21 protein-coding genes are annotated in these 21,493 nt (G+C 68.1%); 13 read left to right on the top strand and 8 right to left on the bottom strand.

All coding sequences use genetic code 11. The annotated features are described in order from the left end of the window. Nucleotides 1-44 precede the first annotated feature (44 nt). The 5 genes from trxB (at nt 45) to AAEP86_RS03740 (ending at nt 4,570) form a co-directional block, all read left to right on the top strand. On the top strand, nt 45-1,043 hold the full coding sequence (gene trxB / locus AAEP86_RS03720; RefSeq protein WP_420369202.1) for a thioredoxin-disulfide reductase: 999 nt from the start codon (nt 45-47) through the stop codon (nt 1,041-1,043). A gap of 66 nt (nt 1,044-1,109) precedes the next feature. After that, entirely contained in the window at nt 1,110-1,436 is a 327-nt protein-coding gene (trxA, locus tag AAEP86_RS03725; protein WP_071291672.1) for a thioredoxin, read from the top strand. A gap of 148 nt (nt 1,437-1,584) precedes the next feature. Then, the gene (locus tag AAEP86_RS03730; RefSeq protein WP_420369203.1) at nt 1,585-2,889 is read left to right on the top strand and encodes a PLP-dependent aminotransferase family protein; all 1,305 of its coding nucleotides are present in this window, start codon (nt 1,585-1,587) and stop codon (nt 2,887-2,889) included. Between the two features lie 44 nt (nt 2,890-2,933). Further along, nucleotides 2,934-3,896, top strand: coding sequence for a D-alanine--D-alanine ligase family protein (locus tag AAEP86_RS03735; RefSeq protein WP_420369204.1), 963 nt, complete (start codon nt 2,934-2,936; stop codon nt 3,894-3,896). Nucleotides 3,897-3,961: 65 nt separating this feature from the next. After that, on the top strand, nt 3,962-4,570 hold the full coding sequence (locus AAEP86_RS03740; RefSeq protein WP_420370439.1) for an ElyC/SanA/YdcF family protein: 609 nt from the start codon (nt 3,962-3,964) through the stop codon (nt 4,568-4,570). Nucleotides 4,571-4,742: 172 nt separating this feature from the next. Here the strand turns inward: AAEP86_RS03740 and AAEP86_RS03745 are convergent, their stop codons facing one another. From AAEP86_RS03745 to rpmH, 8 genes are all read right to left on the bottom strand, one after another. After that, entirely contained in the window at nt 4,743-5,708 is a 966-nt protein-coding gene (locus tag AAEP86_RS03745; protein WP_420369205.1) for a ParB/RepB/Spo0J family partition protein, read from the bottom strand. Next, on the bottom strand, nt 5,708-6,601 hold the full coding sequence (locus AAEP86_RS03750; RefSeq protein ID WP_420369206.1) for a ParA family protein: 894 nt from the start codon (nt 6,599-6,601) through the stop codon (nt 5,708-5,710). Before AAEP86_RS03750 ends, AAEP86_RS03745 begins: the two co-directional genes overlap by 1 nt. Before the next feature lie 81 nt (nt 6,602-6,682). Beyond that, nucleotides 6,683-7,327: a 16S rRNA (guanine(527)-N(7))-methyltransferase RsmG gene (gene rsmG / locus AAEP86_RS03755; RefSeq protein WP_420369207.1), complete on the bottom strand. Its 645-nt coding sequence runs from the start codon at nt 7,325-7,327 to the stop codon at nt 6,683-6,685. Then, a complete protein-coding gene (locus AAEP86_RS03760; RefSeq protein ID WP_420369208.1) occupies nt 7,324-7,857 on the bottom strand; it encodes a protein jag in 534 nt (177 codons plus the stop codon). The genes rsmG and AAEP86_RS03760 overlap by 4 nt, the downstream gene beginning before the upstream one ends. Beyond that, complete coding sequence (gene yidC, locus AAEP86_RS03765) at nt 7,858-8,826, bottom strand: membrane protein insertase YidC (RefSeq protein ID WP_420370440.1); 969 nt, start codon at nt 8,824-8,826, stop codon at nt 7,858-7,860. Nucleotides 8,827-8,834: 8 nt separating this feature from the next. Continuing rightward, complete coding sequence (yidD, locus tag AAEP86_RS03770) at nt 8,835-9,224, bottom strand: membrane protein insertion efficiency factor YidD (protein ID WP_420369209.1); 390 nt, start codon at nt 9,222-9,224, stop codon at nt 8,835-8,837. Continuing rightward, nucleotides 9,221-9,583 carry a ribonuclease P protein component gene (gene rnpA / locus AAEP86_RS03775; RefSeq protein ID WP_420369210.1) on the bottom strand — a complete coding sequence of 121 codons (363 nt, stop codon included), beginning with the start codon at nt 9,581-9,583 and terminating at the stop codon, nt 9,221-9,223. The genes yidD and rnpA overlap by 4 nt, the downstream gene beginning before the upstream one ends. 61 nt (nt 9,584-9,644) lie before the next feature. Next, nucleotides 9,645-9,782, bottom strand: coding sequence for a 50S ribosomal protein L34 (rpmH, locus tag AAEP86_RS03780; RefSeq protein ID WP_058724833.1), 138 nt, complete (start codon nt 9,780-9,782; stop codon nt 9,645-9,647). Nucleotides 9,783-10,258: 476 nt separating this feature from the next. Between rpmH and dnaA the strand changes: the two genes are divergently transcribed. The 8 genes from dnaA (at nt 10,259) to AAEP86_RS03820 (ending at nt 21,489) form a co-directional block, all read left to right on the top strand. Further along, nucleotides 10,259-11,725 carry a chromosomal replication initiator protein DnaA gene (gene dnaA, locus AAEP86_RS03785; protein WP_420369211.1) on the top strand — a complete coding sequence of 489 codons (1,467 nt, stop codon included), beginning with the start codon at nt 10,259-10,261 and terminating at the stop codon, nt 11,723-11,725. A gap of 486 nt (nt 11,726-12,211) precedes the next feature. Continuing rightward, the gene (gene dnaN, locus AAEP86_RS03790) at nt 12,212-13,366 is read left to right on the top strand and encodes a DNA polymerase III subunit beta (protein WP_420369212.1); all 1,155 of its coding nucleotides are present in this window, start codon (nt 12,212-12,214) and stop codon (nt 13,364-13,366) included. Beyond that, nucleotides 13,363-14,319, top strand: coding sequence for a phosphogluconate dehydrogenase (NAD(+)-dependent, decarboxylating) (gnd, locus tag AAEP86_RS03795; protein ID WP_420370441.1), 957 nt, complete (start codon nt 13,363-13,365; stop codon nt 14,317-14,319). The genes dnaN and gnd overlap by 4 nt, the downstream gene beginning before the upstream one ends. Before the next feature lie 38 nt (nt 14,320-14,357). Next, a complete protein-coding gene (gene recF / locus AAEP86_RS03800; protein WP_420369213.1) occupies nt 14,358-15,662 on the top strand; it encodes a DNA replication/repair protein RecF in 1,305 nt (434 codons plus the stop codon). Then, nucleotides 15,662-16,162: a DUF721 domain-containing protein gene (locus AAEP86_RS03805; protein WP_420369214.1), complete on the top strand. Its 501-nt coding sequence runs from the start codon at nt 15,662-15,664 to the stop codon at nt 16,160-16,162. The genes recF and AAEP86_RS03805 overlap by 1 nt, the downstream gene beginning before the upstream one ends. A 133-nt stretch (nt 16,163-16,295) precedes the next feature. Beyond that, nucleotides 16,296-18,299: a DNA topoisomerase (ATP-hydrolyzing) subunit B gene (gene gyrB, locus AAEP86_RS03810; protein WP_420369215.1), complete on the top strand. Its 2,004-nt coding sequence runs from the start codon at nt 16,296-16,298 to the stop codon at nt 18,297-18,299. Between the two features lie 117 nt (nt 18,300-18,416). After that, entirely contained in the window at nt 18,417-21,089 is a 2,673-nt protein-coding gene (gene gyrA / locus AAEP86_RS03815) for a DNA gyrase subunit A (protein WP_420369216.1), read from the top strand. Continuing rightward, nucleotides 21,082-21,489: a DUF3566 domain-containing protein gene (locus AAEP86_RS03820; protein WP_071291657.1), complete on the top strand. Its 408-nt coding sequence runs from the start codon at nt 21,082-21,084 to the stop codon at nt 21,487-21,489. Before gyrA ends, AAEP86_RS03820 begins: the two co-directional genes overlap by 8 nt. Nucleotides 21,490-21,493 lie beyond the last annotated feature (4 nt).

The raw sequence follows: 21,493 nt of genomic DNA on the forward strand, positions 1-21,493 counted from the left end.
CGATGTGTTGACCCGGTCAGATCACAACGGAAGGGCTCGAAGGCATGCGCCAGCTCATCATCATCGGTTCCGGCCCGGCCGGGTTCACCGCCGGCATCTACGCCGCGCGCGCGGAGCTCAAGCCGCTCATCGTCGCCTCGAGCGTCGAGACCGGCGGCGAGCTCACCAAGACGACCGAGGTCGAGAACTTCCCGGGCTTCCCCGAGGGGATCCAGGGCCCGGACCTCATGATCAAGATGCAGGAACAGGCCGAGAAGTTCGGCGCCGAGGTCCTGTACGACGACGCCGTGTCGGTGGACCTGACCGGTGAGGTCAAGAAGGTCACCGTCGGCTCCGGCGAGACCTACGAGGCCCTCGCGGTCATCTACGCGACCGGCTCCGCCTACCGCCACCTCGGCCTCGCCGACGAGGAGCGCCTGTCCGGCCACGGCGTCTCGTGGTGCGCCACCTGCGACGGCTTCTTCTTCCGCCAGAAGAACATCGCGGTCGTGGGCGGCGGCGACTCCGCCATGGAAGAGGCCACCTTCCTCACCCGCTTCGCCGACAAGGTGACGGTCATCCACCGCAAGGACAGCCTGCGCGCGTCGAAGATCATGCAGGACCGAGCGATGAACGACCCGAAGATCGAGTTCGCGTGGAACAAGGAGGTCACGGGCATCACGGGTGACACCGCGGTGACCGGCGTCACGCTCCGCGACACGGTCGACGGCACCGAGTCCGAGCTCGCGCTCGACGGCCTCTTCATCGCCATCGGCAACGACCCGCGCACCCACCTCATCCACGGGCAGATCGACATCGCGCCCGAGGGCACCATCGCGGTGCAGGGTCGCACGTCGAGGACCAACCTGCCCGGCGTCTTCGCCGCCGGTGACGTCATCGACCCGACCTACCGCCAGGCCATCACGGCCGCCGGTTCGGGCACGGTCGCGGCGCTCGACGCCGAGAAGTACCTGGCCGAGCTCGAGGACTCGCTGACGGACGCGGCCGAGGGTGTCGGTCCGACCGAGCCCGCCATGGTCGACGTCACCGCCGCCCGCGGCTGACCCACCTCGGAATACCGCAGCGGCCCAGCCGTTGCACCAACTGCACGACTTCCCGAAGGAGCACACATGTCCAACGCCAAGGCAGTCACCGACGCCACCTTCTCGGACGAGGTCCTGAAGTCCGACAAGACGATCCTCGTCGACTTCTGGGCCGAGTGGTGCGGCCCGTGTCGCGCCGTCTCGCCGATCCTCGACCAGATCGCGGCGGAGCACGCCGGCAAGATCGAGATCGTCAAGCTCAACGTCGACGACAACCCGCAGTCGGCCATGAACTACCAGATCACGTCGATCCCGGCGATGAAGGTCTTCAAGGGCGGCGAGGTCGTCAAGACCGTCATCGGCGCGAAGCCGAAGCCCGCGCTCGAGGCCGACCTCGCGGAGTTCCTCGCGTAGGTCGCTCCACTGGATGCCCCGCTCTCCCCGGAGAGCGGGGCATCCGTCGTTCCGGGCCACGGCTTCAGGATCGGCCCCCGTCCGGACCCCTGGTTCCCGGGGTCCATGTCGTAGTGTGGCGGGAATGTCCCACTGAAACGGAGCACTGATGACGAACGGCAACAGCCTCGACCCCTGGTACGACTCCTACGCCCAGCGCACCGCCGGGCTGAGCGCCTCCGAGGTCCGAGCCCTGTTCGCCGTCGCGTCGCGGCCCGAGGTGGTCTCGCTCGCCGGCGGCATGCCGTACGTCTCCGCGCTGCCGCGTGAGCTCGTCACGGGCTCCCTGGACCGCGTCATGTCCGAGGATGCGGCGATGGCCCTGCAGTACGGCGGTGGCCAGGGTCTGCGCTCGCTCCGCGAGCACATCGTCGAGATCATGCGTCTCGAGGGCATCCGCGCAAGCGCCGAGGACGTCGTCGTCACCACCGGTTCGCAGCACGCGCTCGATCTGGTCACCCGGCTCTTCATCGACCCGGGCGACGTCGTTCTCGCCGAGTCGCCGTCGTACGTCGGTGCGATCGGGGTCTTCCGGTCCTACCAGGCCGAGACCGTCCACGTGACGACCGACGAGAACGGCCTCGTGCCCGAGGCGCTCCGCGAAGCCATCGCCAACCTGCGGACGCAGGGCAAGCGGATCAAGTTCCTCTACACGATCCCGAACTTCCACAACCCCGCCGGCGTCACGCTGAGCCGGGAGCGTCGCATCGAGATCCTCGACATCTGCCGGTCGAACAACATCCTCGTGCTCGAGGACAACCCGTACGGGCTCCTGTGGTTCGACGAGCCGGCGCCGCAGGCCATCCGCTCGATCGACGAGGAGGGCGTGGTCTACCTGGGGTCCTTCTCCAAGACGCTCGCGCCGGGCTTCCGGGTCGGGTGGGCCCTCGCGCCGCACGCCATCCGCGAGAAGCTCGTCCTCGCGAACGAGTCGGCCGTCCTCGCCCCGAACTCGTTCGGCCAGTACGTCGTGAACGCGTACCTCGACGCGGCCGACTGGAAGGGCCAGGTCGACACGTTCCGCGGCCTCTACGCCGAACGGCGTGACGCGATGCTGTCCGCGTTGGGGGAGTTCCTCCCGGACCTGTCGTGGACGAAGCCGAACGGTGGCTTCTTCGTCTGGTTGACGCTCCCCGAGTCGCTCGACTCGAAGGCGATGCTGCCGCGCGCCGTCAAGGAACTCGTCGCGTACACGCCGGGGACGGCCTTCTACGCCGACGGCCGGGGCGGTGGACACATCCGACTGTCGTTCTGCTACCCGACGCCGGAACAGATCCGCGTCGGCGTCAAGCGCCTCGCCAACGTGGTGAACGACGAGCTCGAACTCATCGAGACCTTCGGGTCCGCCACCCGTCCGGCCTTGGTCGACCGCCCGGCTTCGGCGGTCAGCGCGCCGCCGCCGAACATGTCCTGACCAGCGCTTTCCTCGATCCGCCGCACCACCGGAGGTTGTCCCGCATGGCCGAGCTCACGCACCGTCACGTCGTCGTCGTCGCGGGAGGGATCTCGCACGAACGTGACGTCTCGTTGCGGTCGGGCCGCCGAGTCGCGGACTCCCTGACCGGCTACGGCTGGCAGGTCGACCTGCGCGACGCCGACGCGTCGCTGCTCCCTGCTCTGCGCGAGACACGGCCGGACGTCGTGTGGCCGGCACTGCACGGAGCCTCCGGCGAGGACGGAGCGCTTCGCGGCGTCCTGGAGGCGCTGGACATCCCGTTCGTCGGGTCGCGTTCCACGTCAGCCAGGTTGGCATGGGACAAGCCCACCGCGTCCGCGCTGGTCGCGCGCGCTGGGGTGCGGACTCCTCGGTCGGTCACCCTGTCCCACGACGTGTTCCGTGAGCTCGGCGCCGTGGGGGTGCTCGAGAGCGTTGCGGCAGAACACCCGGTGCCGCTCGCGGTGAAGCCCGCCCGCGGCGGGAGCGCCCAAGGGGTCACCCTCGTCGACGACGTCGCAGACCTGCCCCGCGCGATGGTCACTGCGTACACCTACTGCGACGACGTCGTGGTCGAACAGCTCATCCGCGGCACCGAAGTCGCTGTCGGCATCATCGACACCGGGGACGGGCCGGTGGCGCTCTCCGCCGTCGAAATCGTGCCCCGGAGTGGTATCTACGGCTTCGAGGCGCGCTACAACGCCGGCGAAACGACCTTCTACACGCCCGCACGGCTCTCCGATGAGTTCGCTCGTGCAGCCTCGGACGCGGCCGTTGCTGCACACGCAGCACTGGGCCTGCGGCACATCTCTCGTGTGGACCTCATCGTCGATGCCGCTGGAACGCCGTGGTTCCTCGAAGCCAACGTGCTGCCCGGTCTCACCGAGACGTCCTTGGTCCCACAGGCGCTGTCCGCGTCCGGCTTCGACCTCGGGTGGACGTACGCCGAGCTGGCCGAACAGGCCATCCGCGACCACCGGCGGTGACCCTGGGTCGGCGTGTTCCACGTGGAACATCGCGACCCGTCATGCGCCCGGCGGCTGCGGTCCCGATGCTCGCAGCGGGCGCTCTGCTGGTCGCCGTCGCAGGGGGAGAGGCCGTGCATGCGGCCGCGTACCGGCGATCACGATCACTCCGACCGGTTGAGCCGGGAGCTCCGGTCGTCGTCGTGATCCTCGGCTTCCGTGACGCCGGTACGACCGCCAACATGGTCAACCGATGGCGCGCACGGATCGGTGTCCGAACGGCCAGGCGACTCCGCGGGCAGGGATGCGCTGTCTCCATCGTCTGCAGCGGGGGAGCCGTACACGGGCTGGTTCCGGAGGCGCAGCTCCTCCGCGCCCATGCAACGGGTCCGCTCGGGTGGCAGGGTCCGATCGCTGTGGAGTCTCGGAGCACGTCCACGTGGGAGAACGTCCTGCAGATCATCCCGATGATCCCGCACGGTGCGCTTGTCGTCTTCGCCTCGAACGGCCTCCACGCTGAGAAGGCACGGGCGTACCTCGAACGGCAGCGACCCGATCTGGGTCCGCAGATCGCCGGTGCTGACGACTACCGCTTCGGTGAGATGGCGCTGGTCAAGCCGATCTTCGCCGCGGTCGGTCTCTGGAAGCTCGCGACGATGCGAACGACGTCACATGCACGACGGACACATCGTTGATCCTCGCCCTGCAGCACAACGTTCCACGTGGAACACCGCACTGTGCGCCCTGATCTGTCAGAGGCCGCCTAGCGGCCCGTCATGGCCCATTCGAGCAGCCGGTCGGATCGACCGCTGTTCATGGCGCAGACAGCCGCACAGGGCCGTTCAGGGTGGCAGGAACCGGTGAGGCCTACTCGCCCACGTCGCGGATGCCCAGCTCGCCGAGGATCCGGTTCAGATCGTCACCATTGGCGAAGTCGATCGTCACCGAACTCTTCCGAGCACCGACCGCGATCTTCACCCGGGTGTTGAGCCGGTCGCCGAGGCGCTCCGCGAGGTCGTTGAAGTGCGCCTGGCGCTTCGACGGCTCCGGCTTCGTCTTCACCGGCGCCTTCGTCGCCAGCTGCTGGGCGATCGCCTCTGCCGCACGCACCGAGAGGTCCTCGTTCACGATCTTCTCGGCGAGGTACTCCATCGCCTCGGCATCCGGCGCAGCGAGGATCGCACGAGCGTGCCCGGCCGACAGCACGCCGGCTGCGACCCGACGCTGGACCGGGGAGGGCAGGCGGAGGAGACGGATCGTGTTGGTGATCTGCGGGCGAGATCGCCCGATGCGCTGTGCCAGCTGCTCCTGCGTGATCCCGAAGTCCGCCAGCAGCTGCTGGTAGGCCGATGCCTCCTCGAGGGCGTTGAGGTTGGCGCGGTGCAGGTTCTCGAGCAGGGCGTCTCGCAGCATCGCGTCGTCTGGCGTCTCCTTGACGATCGCCGGGATCGTGCTGAGGCCGAGTTCTTTCGTGGCCCGCAGCCGGCGCTCGCCCATGATGAGCTCGTACTGCGGGTCCGTTCCCGACGCACCAGGAATCGGTCGGACCACGATCGGCTGCAGCACGCCGATCTCACGGATCGAGTGCACGAGCTCCTGGAGCTCCTCTTCGCGGAACTCCTTTCGGGGCTGCTGTGCGTTCGGCACGACGTCGAGCGGGTTCAGGTTGGCGAGACGTGCCCCCGGGACTGCCACGAGCTCCTCGGCAGTCGGTGCCGCTTCGGTCGACCCGCCGGTCGGGAAGAACACGTCGACGGGGCGCTCGTGCTGCTCGGTCGCTGTGGGGATGAGTGCGCCGATCCCTCGGCCGAGTCCGGTCCGCTTCGCTGCCATCAGTCCTGCGCTCCTCGTGCTGCGATCTCGGCTGCCGCCTCCAAGTAGGAGAGCGAGCCGGTGGAGTTGACGTCGTACGCGACGACGCTCTGGCCGTAGCTCGGTGCCTCACTGACGCGCACCGATCGGGGGATCACTGCGTTGAGCACCTGACCGCCAAAGTGTTCACGCACGTCCGCGGCGACCTGGTTCGACAAGTTCGTCCGGCTGTCGAACATCGTCAGCAGGATCGTCGAGACACGGAGCCGTGGATTCAGGTGCCGCTCGATCAGCTCGATGTTCCGCAGCAGCTGACTGAGCCCCTCCAGCGCGTAGTACTCGCACTGGATCGGGATCAGGACTTCCTGCGCAGCGACGAAGGCGTTGATGGTCAGCAGGCCGAGCGACGGCGGGCAATCGATGAAGACGTAGTGGTAGGGCTCGTCCAGCGACGCAAGGTACTCGTCGAGCGCGGTACGGAGCCGCTGTTCACGAGCGACCAGCGACACGAGTTCGATCTCCGCGCCCGCGAGGTGGATCGTTGCCGGAACGCACCACAGGGTGTCGGACTCGGGGGAGCGCTGGACCGTGTCGGCGATCGGTGCCTCGTCCACGATGACGTCGTAGATGCTCGCGACTTCGGCCTGGTGATTCACGCCCAGTGCGGTCGACGCGTTCCCCTGCGGGTCGAGGTCGATCACCAGGACCCGAGCTCCTCCGTTCGCCAGAGCCGCCGCGAGGTTCACCGTGGTGGTCGTCTTGCCGACGCCACCCTTCTGGTTCGAGACCGTGAAGACCCGTGTCTTCGTCGGCAGCGGGAACTGCTCCTTCGCGATGGCCCGCCGACGACGGTTCAGATCCGCGATCTCGCGCGCGAGCGGTGTCGACGCGTCGTAGTCGGTCGATGAACTCAACGAGTGCCTCTTCCCCGGTTCGATGTTTCACGTGGAACGCGGAGCAACTGGCGGCCGATCGAACCGGCCTGAGCCGCAGCGTCAGTCAACTGTAGCCCGGAAGACGCGGGTGGTCTCTGCGACCACACCGACTCCGAGCTCGAGCACCTCGACGTCCGCCAGACGATTGCGGAGGATCACCTTGCGGGCCTTCTCGATCTCTTCCTCGACGCGTGCGCCCTTCATCAGGATGAGCTGACCGCCAGAACGAACGAGTGGCACGGTGAGGGGAATGAGTTTGGACAGGGCACTCACTGCGCGTGCCGTCACCTGATCCACGACGATGTCGTCAGCGAGGTCTTCGGCGCGCGCACGCACGACGTCGACGTTGTCGAGTCCCAGCCGCGTGGCCTCGGACTGCAGCCAGTCGACCCGTCGCTCCATCGGCTCGATCAACGTGAGGTGGACGTCCGGGCGAGCGATGGCCAGTACCAGGCCGGGCAAGCCGGCCCCGGAACCGACGTCGGCGACGCGACCACGTTCCTCCAGGAGCGGTGCAACCACCGCGGAGTTGAGGATATGTCGCGTCCACAACCGCGGAAGCTCGAGGGGCCCGATCAGGCCGAGTTCCTCGCCGCGGCGGGCGAGCTCGACCGTGAAGGACCGCGCGACGTCGACACGGTCACCGAAGACGGTCTCCGCGACAGCGGGCTCCGACTCGAGGACCGGCGGGACCGAGTCCGTCATCGGGTGACGACCGTATGGCGGTCCCGACCCTCACCCTCGGACTCCGAGTGGAAGCCCTTCTCGGCGACCAGGTCGTGCACCAACTTGCGCTCGTACGAGGACATCGGGGGCAGAGCTGCCGACGTCGCGCCGGCCTCGATCCGCTCGACGGCCGTGTCGACCAGCCGCTGCAGCTCGCCGGCACGGGCATCGCGCGACCCGCCCACGTCGAGGATGAGTCGGCTGAACTCGCCGGTCTCCGCCTGGACAGCGATCCGCGTGAGCTCCTGCAGCGCGGACACCGTGTCGGGCTTCGACAGCACGCGGAGGGCTCCGCCCTCGTCCGTCACCGAGAGGTACACGCGACCGGCGCGCTCCTCGATCTCGATGTCGCCGTCGAGGTCGCAGATGTCGAGGAGTTCCTCGATGTAGTCCGCCGCGATGTCCGCTTCGTCGCGGCCCTCGCCGTCCTGACCGCCCTCGTCCGCCGTCTCGACGCCCGTGGCATCGGTGGGGGTCTCGACGGCGTCAGCGATGTCCTGCTCGGTCACTTACTTCTTCCCGTTCTTCTTGGCGCGGTTCTTGCCCACCGGCTGCTGCCGCTGGGTCGTGACGCGCACGGCCTCGATCTCGGCGGCACCGGCACCGGCACCGGCCTCGGCCAGCACGGGCGTCGCCGACCCGTGTCGCTGCGCCTTCTTGGCGAGGCGGGCCTCACGGGCGAGGGCAGCCTCGGAGCCCGGCGTCGGCATGCTGCGGATGACGAAGTACTGCTGGGCCATCGTCCAGATGTTCGAGGCGAGCCAGTAGAACATGACGCCGAGGGGGAACGAGAGACCGGAGATCACGAAGACCAGCGGGAGGATGTAGAGCATCATCTTCTGCTGGCGGTACATCGGGGACGCCTTCGTCTCCGGCGACATGTTCTTCGCGACCAGCTGCAGCTGCGTGATGAACTGCGACGCCGTCATGACCACGATCATGAAGCCGGCGATCGCGCGGACCTCCCACCCGGAGGCGTTGGTGAAGGTCTCGTGCAGGGGAGCACCGAAGAGCGACGCGTTGCCGAAGGAGCGCGCGAGGTCGCTCGAGAGCAGACCGATGCCCGTCTTGTTGATCTGCGCCTCGTGCAGCACCGAGTACAGCGAGAAGAAGATCGGCATCTGGATGAGCAGCGGCAGGCAGGAGCTCAGCGGGTTGGTCCCGGTCTCCTTGTACAGCGCCATCGTCTCGCGGCTCATGGCCTCACGCGAGAACTGGTCCTTCTTGCCCTTGTACTTGTCCTGGATCTTCTTGAGCTGCGGGGCCACCTCGAGCATGCGGCGCTGCGACTTGATCTGGCGCACGAAGATCGGGATGAGCGCGGCGCGCACGACGAACGTCAGGAAGATGATCGAGAGCACCCAGGTGATGCCCTCGTTCGGGTCCATGCCGAGGTTCTCGAAGATCCAGTGGAAGCCGACGAGGATGGCCGAGACCACCCACTTGAGCGGCCAGAGGATCGTACCGATGAAGTCCATGGGGACGGTCACGCCTTTCCAGTGCGCTGGGTGAGCAGGACGGGCCGGATCGTTCCGACCGCCTGCGGATGCTGCTTCGGCGCGAGCACGAACCCGAACCGGTTGACGTCGTAGGGGCGACGCCGTGCGGGGACGTCGTCGATGCCCCCGGCTGCCCAGGGGTTGCAGCGCGCGATGCGCCACGCGCCCATCGCCGAGCCGCCGATGACGCCGTACTGCTGGATCGCTTCGAGGGCGTACCGCGAGCACGAGGGGTGGTACCGGCAGACGTTGCCGTACAGCGGCGAGATCACCGCTCGGTACGCGCGGAGCACGACGACGCACGCGTTGCGGGGGAGCAACGCGAGGGTCCAGGCGAGGCGCGCCAGCGCCAGCCGGATCCGGATGCTGCGGTTCATGCTGCCTTCTCCACACCACGCGCGCAGGAGCGCGAGACGTCTTCGAGCAGGGTAGGCCATCCGGCCTGCGCGGCGGCTGGCAGTGCACGGACCACGACGTCGTACCCGACGGGGAGTCCCGGCAGCAGTCCGTGCGCGATGGCCTTGAACCGGCGCCGCACCGTGTTGCGGGTCACGGCGTTGCCCACCGTCTTGGCGACGATGAACCCGAAGCGGGTCGGTGCCGCGTCGACGACGGGGTCTCCCGTACTGCGACGGACCACCGACACGACGACGTGCGCCGTGGCGCTCCTGCGACCACGACGCACGACGGACCGGTAGTCCTCACCGCGGACGATGCGGTTGGCGCGTGCCAACACGATCGCTACCGGGTTCCGATTCGGGACCGGATCAGGCGCTGCCCCGAGGGGCGAAGCCCGATCAGGCGCTGAGCTCGGTGCGGCCCTTGGCGCGACGCGCGGCGAGGATGGCGCGGCCGGCACGGGTACGCATGCGGGCGCGGAAGCCGTGCTTCTTGGCGCGACGACGGTTGTTCGGCTGGAAGGTGCGCTTGCTCATGATGATCTCCACACGGCTGCGCTGGGGAAGAACTCAACGCGAGCCGTCACGTATGTGTCGCCGCCCGGTGCCGGACGACGCAGATGGGCGCGACCAGATGGCCGCAGTCAACTGGTTAACGGTACGTGACAGCAGCGGGCAGGTCAAACGGAGGACGACCGCAGGGTCGTGCGGTGCGTGCGCACGATCATTATCCACACTGGGGAAAACGTGCGTTCGGTACGACGCGCCCCGGTCCTTTACAGTGGGGGCATCGATCCGCGTGTGGCCCGGCAGGACGGGGGAGTCCCCCGACGTGCAGCACCCGGCGGACGTGGACGAGACTGTGGACAACCCTGTGGACCACTCCGCGGGGCGACACGCGGCTCCGGGCGTCGACGACGTCGCCCGAGCACGGACGCCCCGCCGTACGCAACGGGGTCGAGCGCGGCCCGGACCGGCCGCCCGACGACACGAGACCAGGAGACGAGCGCGACATGACGATGGCCGCCGACCCCGTCGAGGACCTCTGGTCATCGGTCCTCGGACTCCTGTCCGAGGACGACCGCGTCACTCCGCAGCTGCAGGGCTTCCTCCACCTGGTCGAACCGAAGGGCGTCCTCGCCGGCACCCTCTACCTCGAGGTCCCGAACGACCTCACCCGCGGCATGCTCGAACAGCGCATCCGGATCCCGATCACCGAGGCCGTCGCCCGCATCGGAGACGACACCGTCGCCAACTTCGCCATCACCGTGAACCCCGACATGGCGTCGGAACCGCGTGTGGACCCGACCGTCGCCCCGCACGTCCCCGAGTACGCCGAGCCCGTGCAGCAGCCGGTGGAGCAGAGCGCGGCGCCGCGGCAGTACATCGAGGCACCCTTCGTCCCGAGCCAGATCGACTCCCCGGGCACCGGCGGTCGTCCCGAGTCCCGCCTCAACCCGAAGTACAACTTCGACAACTTCGTCATCGGCTCCTCGAACCGGTTCGCCCACGCCGCGGCGGTCGCGGTCGCCGAAGCGCCGGCGAAGGCGTACAACCCGCTCTTCATCTACGGCGACTCCGGACTCGGCAAGACCCACCTCCTGCACGCGATCGGCCACTACGCGGAGAGCCTCTACCCGGGCATCCGCGTGCGGTACGTCTCGAGCGAGGAGTTCACCAACGACTTCATCAACTCGATCGCGAACAACCGGTCGAACCAGTTCCAGCAGCGGTACCGCGACATCGACATCCTGCTGATCGACGACATCCAGTTCCTGCAGGGGAAGGACTCCACGCAGGAAGCGTTCTTCCACACGTTCAACACGCTGCACGACCACAACAAGCAGGTCGTCATCACGTCGGACGTCGCGCCGAAGCACCTCACCGGCTTCGAGGACCGGATGCGGTCGCGCTTCGAGTGGGGTCTCATCACGGACGTGCAGGCCCCGGAACTCGAGACCCGCATCGCGATCCTCCGCAAGAAGGCGCAGTCCGACCACCTGCAGGTGCCGGACGACATCCTCGAGTTCATGGCGTCGAAGGTGTCGAGCAACATCCGGGAGCTCGAGGGCACGCTCATCCGGGTCACCGCGTTCGCGAGCCTGAACCGGACGGCCGTCGACATGGCCCTCGTGCAGACGGTCCTGAAGGACCTGATCACCCTCGACGACGACAACGTGGTCGCGCCGACGGACATCATCAACCACACCGCGGAGTACTTCAAGCTCTCCGTGGACGACCTCTACGGGTCCTCGCGCTCCCAGGCGATCGCCACCGCCCGTCAGATCGCGATGTACCTCTGCCGCGAACTCACGAGTCTGTCGCTGCCGAAGATCGGCCAGCTCTTCGGCAACCGCGACCACACGACCGTCATGTACGCGAACAAGAAGATCACGGAGCTCATGAAGGAGCGCCGGTCGATCTACAACCAGGTGACGGAGCTCACCAGCCGCATCAAGCAGGACCGCCGGTACCGGTAGGTCCACGGCTCCGACGCGCGGCCCGCGTCGAGCTCGGCCCGGCCCCGACACCGCTCTGGAGGCACGACCGACGCCCGTCGGATCGGCCCGCTTCTGCGCGCATCCACCATCTGAGACGGTTCCACGCGCCGGAGTTCTCACAGTGTGGAAAGCCTGTGGATAACTGTGGAGGACACGCCGCCCGGTTGTTCACAGCTGGGAGGCCAACTGTGGAAACTGGGGATGGAAGTGGATAGCTGACTTTCTCTCATCCAGAGGTCGTCAACACGGCGCTCACAAGTCACAAGCGTGTAGTTCCCTGTCGCCGAGCGGGATGCACAGGGTTATCCACAGTGTGCACAGGCGTTAACACCATTACTCCTGGTTAACGATTGATCTCAGCGGGCCAACCTTGTGGACGGCGGGATGACAAGAAATCCGGGCTCCGCCGGGCTGTGCCACAATGGGGCGGCCGGACAGTCCAACCGATCGACAGGGGTTCCAGCTGTGAAGTTCGAGGTCAACCGGGACGTCTTCTCCGAAGCCGTCTCCTTCGCGGTGAAGCTCCTCCCACAGCGCACGACCCTCCCGATCCTCTCCGGCGTCCTGATCCACGCCGAGGGCGACCGGCTGACGCTCTCCTCGTTCGACTACGAGGTCTCGGCGCAGACGTCCATCACCGCGCAGATCGACGACCCGGGCACGGTCCTGGTGTCGGGTCGCCTGTTGAACGACATCGCCAGCCGGCTGCCGAACGCCCCGGTCACGTTCACCACCGAGGAGTCGAAGATCTCGGTGAACTGCGGGTCGGCGCACTTCACGTTGCTGTCGATGCCGGTCGAGGAGTACCCGACCCTCCCGGAGATCGGCGCACAGACCGGTGTCATCCCGGGTGACGCCTTCTCGGAAGCCGTCTCCCAGGTGGCCGTCGCGGCCAGCCGCGACGACGTCACGCCGGTCATCACCGGCGTGCAGCTCGAGGTGGGCGACCAGGACGTCTCGTTGATCGCGACGGACCGCTACCGCGTCGCCGTCCGCACGATCCAGTGGGACTCCGGCCGTACCGGCGACGGTGCGAGCACGCCGTTGCACGCACTCGTCCCCGCTCGCACCCTGCAGGAGGTCGGCCGCACCTTCGGCTCGGCGTCGACGGTCTCGGTCTCGATCAGCGGCTCGTCGGAGCGCGAACTCATCGCCTTCCACGCCGACGACAAGACGGTGACCTCGCTCCTCATCAAGGGCAACTACCCGCCGGTCCGCCGGCTCTTCCCCGAGACCGTCCAGGACCACGCGGTGATCAACACCGCGGAGCTGGTCGAGGCGGTCCGACGGGTCTCCCTCGTCCTGGAGCGCGAAGCAGCCCTCCGGTTCTCCTTCACGGTCGACGGGCTCACGCTCGAGGCGATCGGATCCGAACAAGCGCAGGCGTCAGAGTCGATCAGTGCGTTGCTGACCGGTGAGGAAACGGTGGTCTCGCTGAAGCCCGCCTTCCTCCTGGACGGGTTGAACGCGGTGCACTCCGAGTTCGTCCGCATCTCCTTCACCAAGACGGAGAACCCCAACAAGCCGGGTCCGGTGCTCATCACCGGCCAGACCTCGCAAGAGGCACCGGCGGCGGACGGCTACCGGTACCTGCTGCAGCCCAATCTCCTGCTGCGATAGCGCAACAGCCGTACCACTGCGCTGACTCGCGAGCAGCATCAGCGCGACGACGAACAGAAGAGGAAATCATGCAGATCGGTCTTGTCGGCCTCGGGAAGATGGGCAACAACATGCGTGCGCGGCTGCGCAACGCAGGGATCGACGTCGTCGGGTACGACGCGAACCCGGCCGTCTCGGACGTCGCCGACCTCGGGGAGCTCGCGAAGGCCCTCACCGGCCCGCGCCTGGTCTGGGTCATGGTCCCGCACGGGAAGATCACGGACGACGTCATCACCGACCTCGCCGAGGTCCTCGAGCCGGGCGACCTGGTGATCGACGGCGGCAACTCGAAGTGGCTCGACGACGAGAAGCACGCCCGCCAGCTCGACGCCAAGGGCATCCGCTACATGGACGTCGGCGTCTCGGGTGGCGTCTGGGGCAAGGACAACGGCTACGGCATGATGGCCGGCGGCGACGTCAAGGACCTCGAGTTCGCGATGCCCGTCTTCGACGCGCTCCGTCCCGAGGGCCCCCGTGAAGAGGGCTTCTCGCACGCCGGCGGCGTCGGTGCGGGCCACTACGCGAAGATGGTCCACAACGGCATCGAGTACGCGATCATGCAGGCCTACGGCGAGGGCTACGAGCTCCTCGAGGCGAAGGACATCGTCCACGACGTGCCCGCCGTCTTCGCCGGGTGGCAGCGCGGTACGGTCGTCCGGTCCTGGCTGCTGGACCTCCTGGTCCTGGCCATCAACGAGGACCCGAAGCTCGACGAGCTCGAGGGCTACGTCGACGACTCGGGCGAGGGTCGGTGGACCCTCGAAGAGGCAATCGAGCTCGCCGTGCCGATGCCCGCGCTCTCCGCGGCGATGTTCGCGCGCTTCGTCTCGCGTCAGGGCAGCCAGTCCCCGACGATGAAGGCCGTCGCGGCGCTCCGCAACCAGTTCGGCGGTCACGCCGTCAAGAAGGCGTAGTCCTGCCGAGGTAACCACCTCGACCCGTATCGGCCCGCGTGCACGTCGACCATCTCCAGCTCACCGACTTCCGGAACTACCGGGAGGCGGACGTCGACCTCGCACGCGGGCCGAACCTGTTCGTCGGCCGGAACGGCCAGGGCAAGACGAACCTCGTCGAGGCGATCGGGTACCTCTCCACGCTCGGCTCGCACCGGGTCCCGACCGATGCAGCTCTCGTCCGGCAGGGGTGCGACGCGGCGATCGTCCGTGCCCGCCTCGCCCACGAGGACCGCAGCATCCTCGCCGAGGTGCAGATCAACCGCAGCGGGTCGAACCGGGCGCAGGTGAACCGGGCCGCGATCAAGCCGCGAGAGCTGCCCCGGTACTGCACGAGCGTGCTGTTCGCGCCCGAGGACCTGGCGCTCGTGCGGGGCGAACCGGCCGGTCGTCGCCGCATGCTCGACGAGCTCCTCGGGCAGATCGCCCCGCGCATGCAGGGCGTGCTGGCCGACTACGACCGGACCCTCCGGCAGCGCAACACCCTGCTGAAGTCCGCGCGGTCCACCGGCGCCAAGGCGGGATCGCTCGCGACGCTCGACGTCTGGGACGACCGGCTCGTGTCGTTCGGCGCCGAGATCATCGCCGCGCGCGACCACCTCACCCGTCGCCTCGCGCCCTTCGTCGCCGAGGCGTACGCGACGGTCGCCGGCGAGCGGCACGAGGCATCGATCACCGGGGTGCTCAGCGTGCGTGGCGGCGATCCGGAGGACGCGGCGGCGACCGACCCGGTGCTCGGGACGCCGGACGAGCCGGTCACCGTCGCCGCGGCAGCCGATGCGTTCCGCGCGGCCCTCGAGCGGCGTCGGCGGGACGAGCTCGACCGCGGCCTGACCCTCGTCGGGCCGCATCGCGACGACGTTCTCTTCCAGCTCAACGGGTTACTTGCCCGCGGTTACGCCAGTCACGGCGAATCCTGGTCCTTCGCGCTCGCGGTCCAGCTCGCCAGCGCCTCGATCCTCCGCGCCGAGTCGAACCTCGGCGACCCGATCATCATCCTCGACGACGTCTTCGCGGAGCTCGACGAATCCCGCCGCGAACGCCTGGCGGGTGCCGTGGCAGACTACGAGCAGGTGCTGATCACGGCGGCGGTGTTCGGCGACGTGCCCGGCCAGCTGGCGGCGCACACCGTCCGGATCGAGGCCGGCACCATCGTGACCGACGAGGCGGAGGCGAGCCGCGCCTCCCGTCCGACCGACGTCGAGGCGGAAGACGCCGACGCCGACGCCGACGCCGACGCCGACGCCGACGCCGACGCTGACGCCGGCGCGACCGCATCCGATGCCGCGGAGGCCGGCGTCTGATGCCGAAGCCCTGGAAGCCGTCCGAGCCCTCCCGGGTCTACCGCCACCTGCGCGCCGTCTTCGGCGACCCGTCGAAACGCGGCGTCGACGCCCGGCGCCGACGCATGAGCGCGCTCGACCCCGATTCCGTCCCGTACGGACGCGGCCGCGAGCCGAAGGGCCTCGGCGACGTCGTCGGCTCGCTGGCCCAGGAGCTCGGTTGGACGGAACCCCTCGCCCGCTCGGAGCTCTTCGTCGACTGGCCGGCGGTGGTCGGCGACGAGCTCGCGAAGCACTCCCGGCCGATGACCATCGACGACGGGGCGCTCGTGATCCGGTGCGACTCGACGGCGTGGGCCACGCAGCTCCGGTTGATGCGCAGCACCATCACGACGACGATCGCCGAGCGGCACCCGGAGGCCGGCGTCGAGTCGATCCGGGTTTCCGGCCCCGACGCCCCCACCTGGAAACGCGGCCCCAGGACGGTCCAGGGGCGCGGCCCTCGCGATACCTACGGCTGAGCCGACGAAATCATCCTCTGGTACCGGTTTCGGCCGCTGAACGGCCGATTCCAGCCCTCGCGGGAGAGGGTCCTGCGGTAGACTGGGAGGTGCAGTGCGCGGGTGTTCCGCGCGCAGGCAGGAGCACCCTCGAATGACATCCGGATCTGACGACGACCGACAGAACTCGTCCGCCGAGCCGACCCCGCAGAACGACCAGGCGTACGGCGCAGACCAGATCCAGGTGCTCGAAGGGCTCGAAGCCGTCCGGAAGCGTCCGGGCATGTACATCGGGTCCACCGGGCCGCGCGGTCTCCACCACCTCGTGCAGGAGATCGTGGACAACTCCGTCGACGAGGCCCTCGCGGGCTACTGCGACACGATCAACGTCACCATCCGCGAGGACGGCGGCGTCCGCGTGGTCGACAACGGCCGTGGCATCCCCGTCGACGTCCACGCTGCCGAGGGTGTCTCGACGCTGCAGGTGGTGCTCACCGTCCTGCACGCCGGCGGCAAGTTCGGCGGCGGCGGGTACGCCGTGTCCGGTGGCCTCCACGGCGTCGGGTCGTCGGTCGTCAACGCGCTGAGCTCGGAGCTCGACGTCGAGGTGCGACGACAGGGCCACGTGTGGCGGCAGAGCTACACGGACGGTGTCCCGGTCGCCCCGGTGTCGAAGGACGAGGAGACCGACGGTCACGGCACGACCATCACGTTCTGGCCGAACGCGGACATCTTCGAGTCCGTCGTGTTCGACTACGAGACCCTCCGCACGCGGTTCCAGCAGATGGCGTTCCTCAACAAGGGCCTCCGGATCACGCTGCAGGACGAGCGCACCCCCGACGAGGGCGAAGAGGCCCGTCAGGACTCCTTCCTCTACGAGCGCGGACTCGCCGACTACGTCGAGTACCTCAATGCGCAGAAGAAGGCCGACCTCGTGCACCCGGACGTCATCGGCTTCGAGGCCGAGGACCCGGAGCGCAAGATCGCGCTCGAGGTCGCGATGCAGTGGAACACCTCCTACCAGGAGAGCGTCCACACCTTCGCGAACACGATCAACACGCACGAGGGCGGCACCCACGAGGAGGGCTTCCGCGCTGCGCTGACCTACCTGGTGAACAAGTACGCGCGCGAGGCGAAGATCATCAAGGAGAAGGACGACAACCTCACGGGTGACGACATCCGCGAGGGCCTGACGGCCGTCATCTCCGTGAAGCTCGGCGAACCGCAGTTCGAGGGCCAGACGAAGACGAAGCTGGGCAACACCGAGGCGAAGGGCTTCGTGCAGCGCGTCGTCGGCACCGAGCTCACGCACTGGTTCGAGAGCAACCCGACGCAGGCGCGCGACGTCGTCCGCAAGGCGATCCAGGCCTCGCAGGCGCGCCTCGCCGCCCGCAAGGCGCGTGAGACCACACGGCGCAAGGGTCTCCTCGAGTCGGGCGGCATGCCCGGCAAGCTCAAGGACTGCCAGTCGAAGGACCCGACGATCTCCGAGATCTTCATGGTCGAGGGCGACTCGGCCGGCGGGTCCGCCGTGCAGGGCCGCAACCCGATGACGCAGGCGATCCTGCCGCTGCGCGGCAAGATCCTGAACGTCGAGAAGGCGCGACTCGACCGGGCGCTGGCCAACCAGGAGATCCAGTCGATGATCACGGCGTTCGGCGCCGGCATCGGCGAGGACTTCGACCCCGACAAGGCCCGTTACCACAAGATCGTGTTGATGGCCGATGCCGACGTCGACGGCCAGCACATCACGACGCTGCTCCTCACGCTGCTGTTCCGCTACATGCGCCCGCTCATCGAACGCGGGTACGTCTACCTCGCGCAGCCGCCGCTGTACCGGCTGAAGTGGTCGAACTCGGCGCACGAGTACGTGTTCAGCGACCGCGAGCGCGACGCACTGATGGCGTCCGGCCTGGCCTCCGGCAAGCGCATCCCGAAGGACAACGGGATCCAGCGCTACAAGGGCCTCGGCGAGATGGACTACAAGGAGCTGTGGGACACCACGATGAACCCGGACACCCGGACGCTCCTGCAGGTCACCCTCGAGGACGCCGCCGCGGTGGACAGCGTGTTCGCGACGCTGATGGGTGAGGACGTCGAGTCCCGTCGCCAGTTCATCCAGCAGAACGCGAAGGACGTCAGGTTCTTGGACATCTGATCCCGGCCTGGAGGCGCGGCGTGAGCCGCGCGGACCAGTCCTGACCACCTGTGGTCGCGCCCGGCGCGACTGACGGAACCACAGCCTCCAGGCTGTCCAGAAAGGGAACGAAGCCACATGGCTGACGACAACGAGAACGGCGCCGACGAGCAGCCCGAGATCGTCCACGGCGACAGCGGGGACATCGTCGTCTCCGGTGACCGCATCTCGCAGGTCGACCTGCAGCTCGAGATGCAGCGCTCGTACCTCGACTACGCGATGAGCGTCATCGTCGGTCGTGCCCTGCCGGAGGTCCGCGACGGCCTCAAGCCGGTGCACCGCCGTGTGATCTACGCGATGTTCGACGGCGGGTACCGCCCCGACCGGGCGTTCTCGAAGTGCTCCCGCGTCGTCGGCGACGTCATGGGCCAGTTCCACCCGCACGGCGACAGCGCGATCTACGACGCGCTCGTCCGGCTCGTGCAGCCGTGGTCGCTCCGCTACCCGCTGGCACTCGGCCAGGGCAACTTCGGGTCGCCCGGCAACGACGGTGCCGCCGCACCGCGGTACACCGAGACCAAGATGGCGCCGCTCGCCATGGAGATGGTCCGGGACATCGACGAGGACACCGTCGACTTCCAGGACAACTACGACGGCCGGACGCAGGAACCCGCGATCCTGCCGGCGCGGTTCCCGAACCTGCTCGTCAACGGCTCGGTCGGCATCGCGGTCGGCATGGCGACGAACATCCCGCCGCACAACCTGCGCGAGGTCGCCGCCGGCGCGAAGTGGGCGCTCGAGCACCCCGACGCGACGCGCGAGGAGCTCCTCGGCGCACTCATGCAGCGGATCAAGGGCCCGGACTTCCCGACTGGAGCACAGATCCTCGGCACGAAGGGCATCCAGGACGCCTACCGCACGGGCCGCGGCTCGATCACGATGCGCGCGGTCGTCAACGTCGAGGAGATCCAGGGCCGCACCTGCCTCGTCGTCACCGAGCTGCCGTACCAGGTGAACCCGGACAACCTGGCGATCAAGATCGCCGAGGGCGTCAAGGACGGCAAGCTCTCCGGCATCGCCGACATCCGCGACGAGACCTCGGGCCGCACCGGCCAGCGCCTCGTGATCGTGCTGAAGCGCGACGCCGTGGCGAAGGTCGTCCTCAACAACCTGTACAAGCACACGCAGCTGCAGGAGAACTTCGGCGCGAACATGCTCGCGATCGTCGACGGCGTGCCGCGCACCCTCGCGCTCGACGGGTTCATCTCGGCGTGGGTCGACCACCAGATCGACGTCATCGTCCGCCGCACCCAGTACCGGCTGCGCGAGGCCGAGAAGCGCGCCCACATCCTGCGCGGCTACCTCGCGGCGCTCGACGCCCTCGACGAGGTCATCGCGCTCATCCGCCGGTCGCCCGACGTCGAGGAAGCGCGCACCGGCCTGATGGAGCTGCTCTCGGTCGACGAGATCCAGGCGCGCGCGATCCTCGAGCTGCAGCTCCGCCGTCTCGCCGCACTCGAGCGGCAGAAGATCCACGACGAGGCCGACGAGCTCGAGCGCAAGATCGCCGACTTCCAGGACATCCTGGGGTCGGAGACCCGGCAGCGCACGATCATCGGCGAGGAGCTCGACGAGATCGTCGACCGCTTCGGCGACGACCGCCGCAGCGAGATCATGCTCGGCTTCGACGGCGACATGTCCATCGAGGACCTCATCCCCGAAGAGGAGATGGTCGTCACCATCACCCGCGGCGGCTACGTCAAGCGGACGCGCAGCGACAACTACCGGTCGCAGCACCGCGGTGGTCGTGGTGTGAAGGGCGCGCAGCTGCGCGCCGACGACATCGTCGAGCACTTCTTCGTCACGACCACGCACCACTGGCTGCTCTTCCTGACCGATCAGGGTCGGGTGTACCGGGCGAAGGCGTACGAGCTCCAGGAGGCCAGTCGCGACGCGAAGGGCCAGCACGTCGCGAACCTCCTCGCGATGCAGCCCGACGAGCAGATCCAGCAGGTCCTCGACATCCGCGACTACGAGGCCGCGCAGTACCTCGTGCTCGCGACCGCGCACGGCCTGGTCAAGAAGACCGCGCTGACCGAGTACGACACGAACCGCACGGGCGGCATCATCGCGATCAACCTGCGCGACGGTGACACCCTGGTCCAGGCGCTCCTCGTGGACGAGCACGACGACCTGCTCCTCGTGTCGAAGCAGGGCATGTCGCTCCGCTTCACGGCGACGAACGACACGCTGCGTCCGATGGGGCGGTCCACCTCGGGCGTGAAGGGCATGTCCTTCCGCGACAGCGACGCGCTGCTCGCGGCCCGGGTCGTCTCGGACGACGGCTACGTCTGGGTGATGACGGAGGGCGGCTACGCGAAGCGCACCTCGGTGGACCAGTACCGCGTGCAGGGCCGTGGCGGTCTCGGCATCAAGGTGGCCAAGCTGGCGGCCGACCGGGGCGACCTTGTGGGTGCTCTCATCGTCGGTGAGGACGACGAGGTGCTCGTCGTGCTGCAATCGGGCAAGGTGGTAAGGTCTGCCGTGGCCGAGGTGCCCGCCAAGGGTCGCGACACGATGGGTGTGGTCTTCGCGAGGTTCGCGGAGAACGACCGGATCATCGCGGTGGCCCGGAACACCGAGCGGAACCTGGACGACCAGGACGACGCCGAGATCGAGCCCGCGGGCCCGGTCGAGACGGTCAGCCCCGCTGAAGCAGCGCCGGACCCCACTGACCCCATCGACAACGCGCCCACCAACCCCGCGCCTGGCGACGACCAGGCCGGAGAGGACCAGTCAAGCAATGAGTAGTGTCGCCGAGAAGCTCCAGAAGAAGGCGAAGCGGCCCGTCGGCACCCGTCAGGTCCGGCTGCGGCTCGTGTACGTCGACTTCTGGTCGATGGTGAAGCTCAGCTTCCTCATCGCCCTGGCCGGCTCCATCGTGATCGTCGTCGCCACCGCCCTGGTCTGGGTCATCCTCAACCAGACCGGTGTCTTCGGGGAGATCGACTCGCTCCTGAAGGACGTCACCGGGCAGAACAACTACTCGATCATGGACCAGTTCTCGCTGGGCCAGGTCCTCGGGTTCTCGATCGTCGTGGGGATCCTCAACGTGGTCGTCGGCACCGTGCTCGGCGCGATCGTGAGCGTCCTCTACAACCTCAGTGTCCGGATCACCGGCGGCCTGCTCGTCGGCTTCACGAACAACTGACACA

Origin of the sequence: Curtobacterium sp. L1-20, assembly GCF_048755855.1 — a bacterium.
Classification (GTDB): domain Bacteria; phylum Actinomycetota; class Actinomycetes; order Actinomycetales; family Microbacteriaceae; genus Curtobacterium.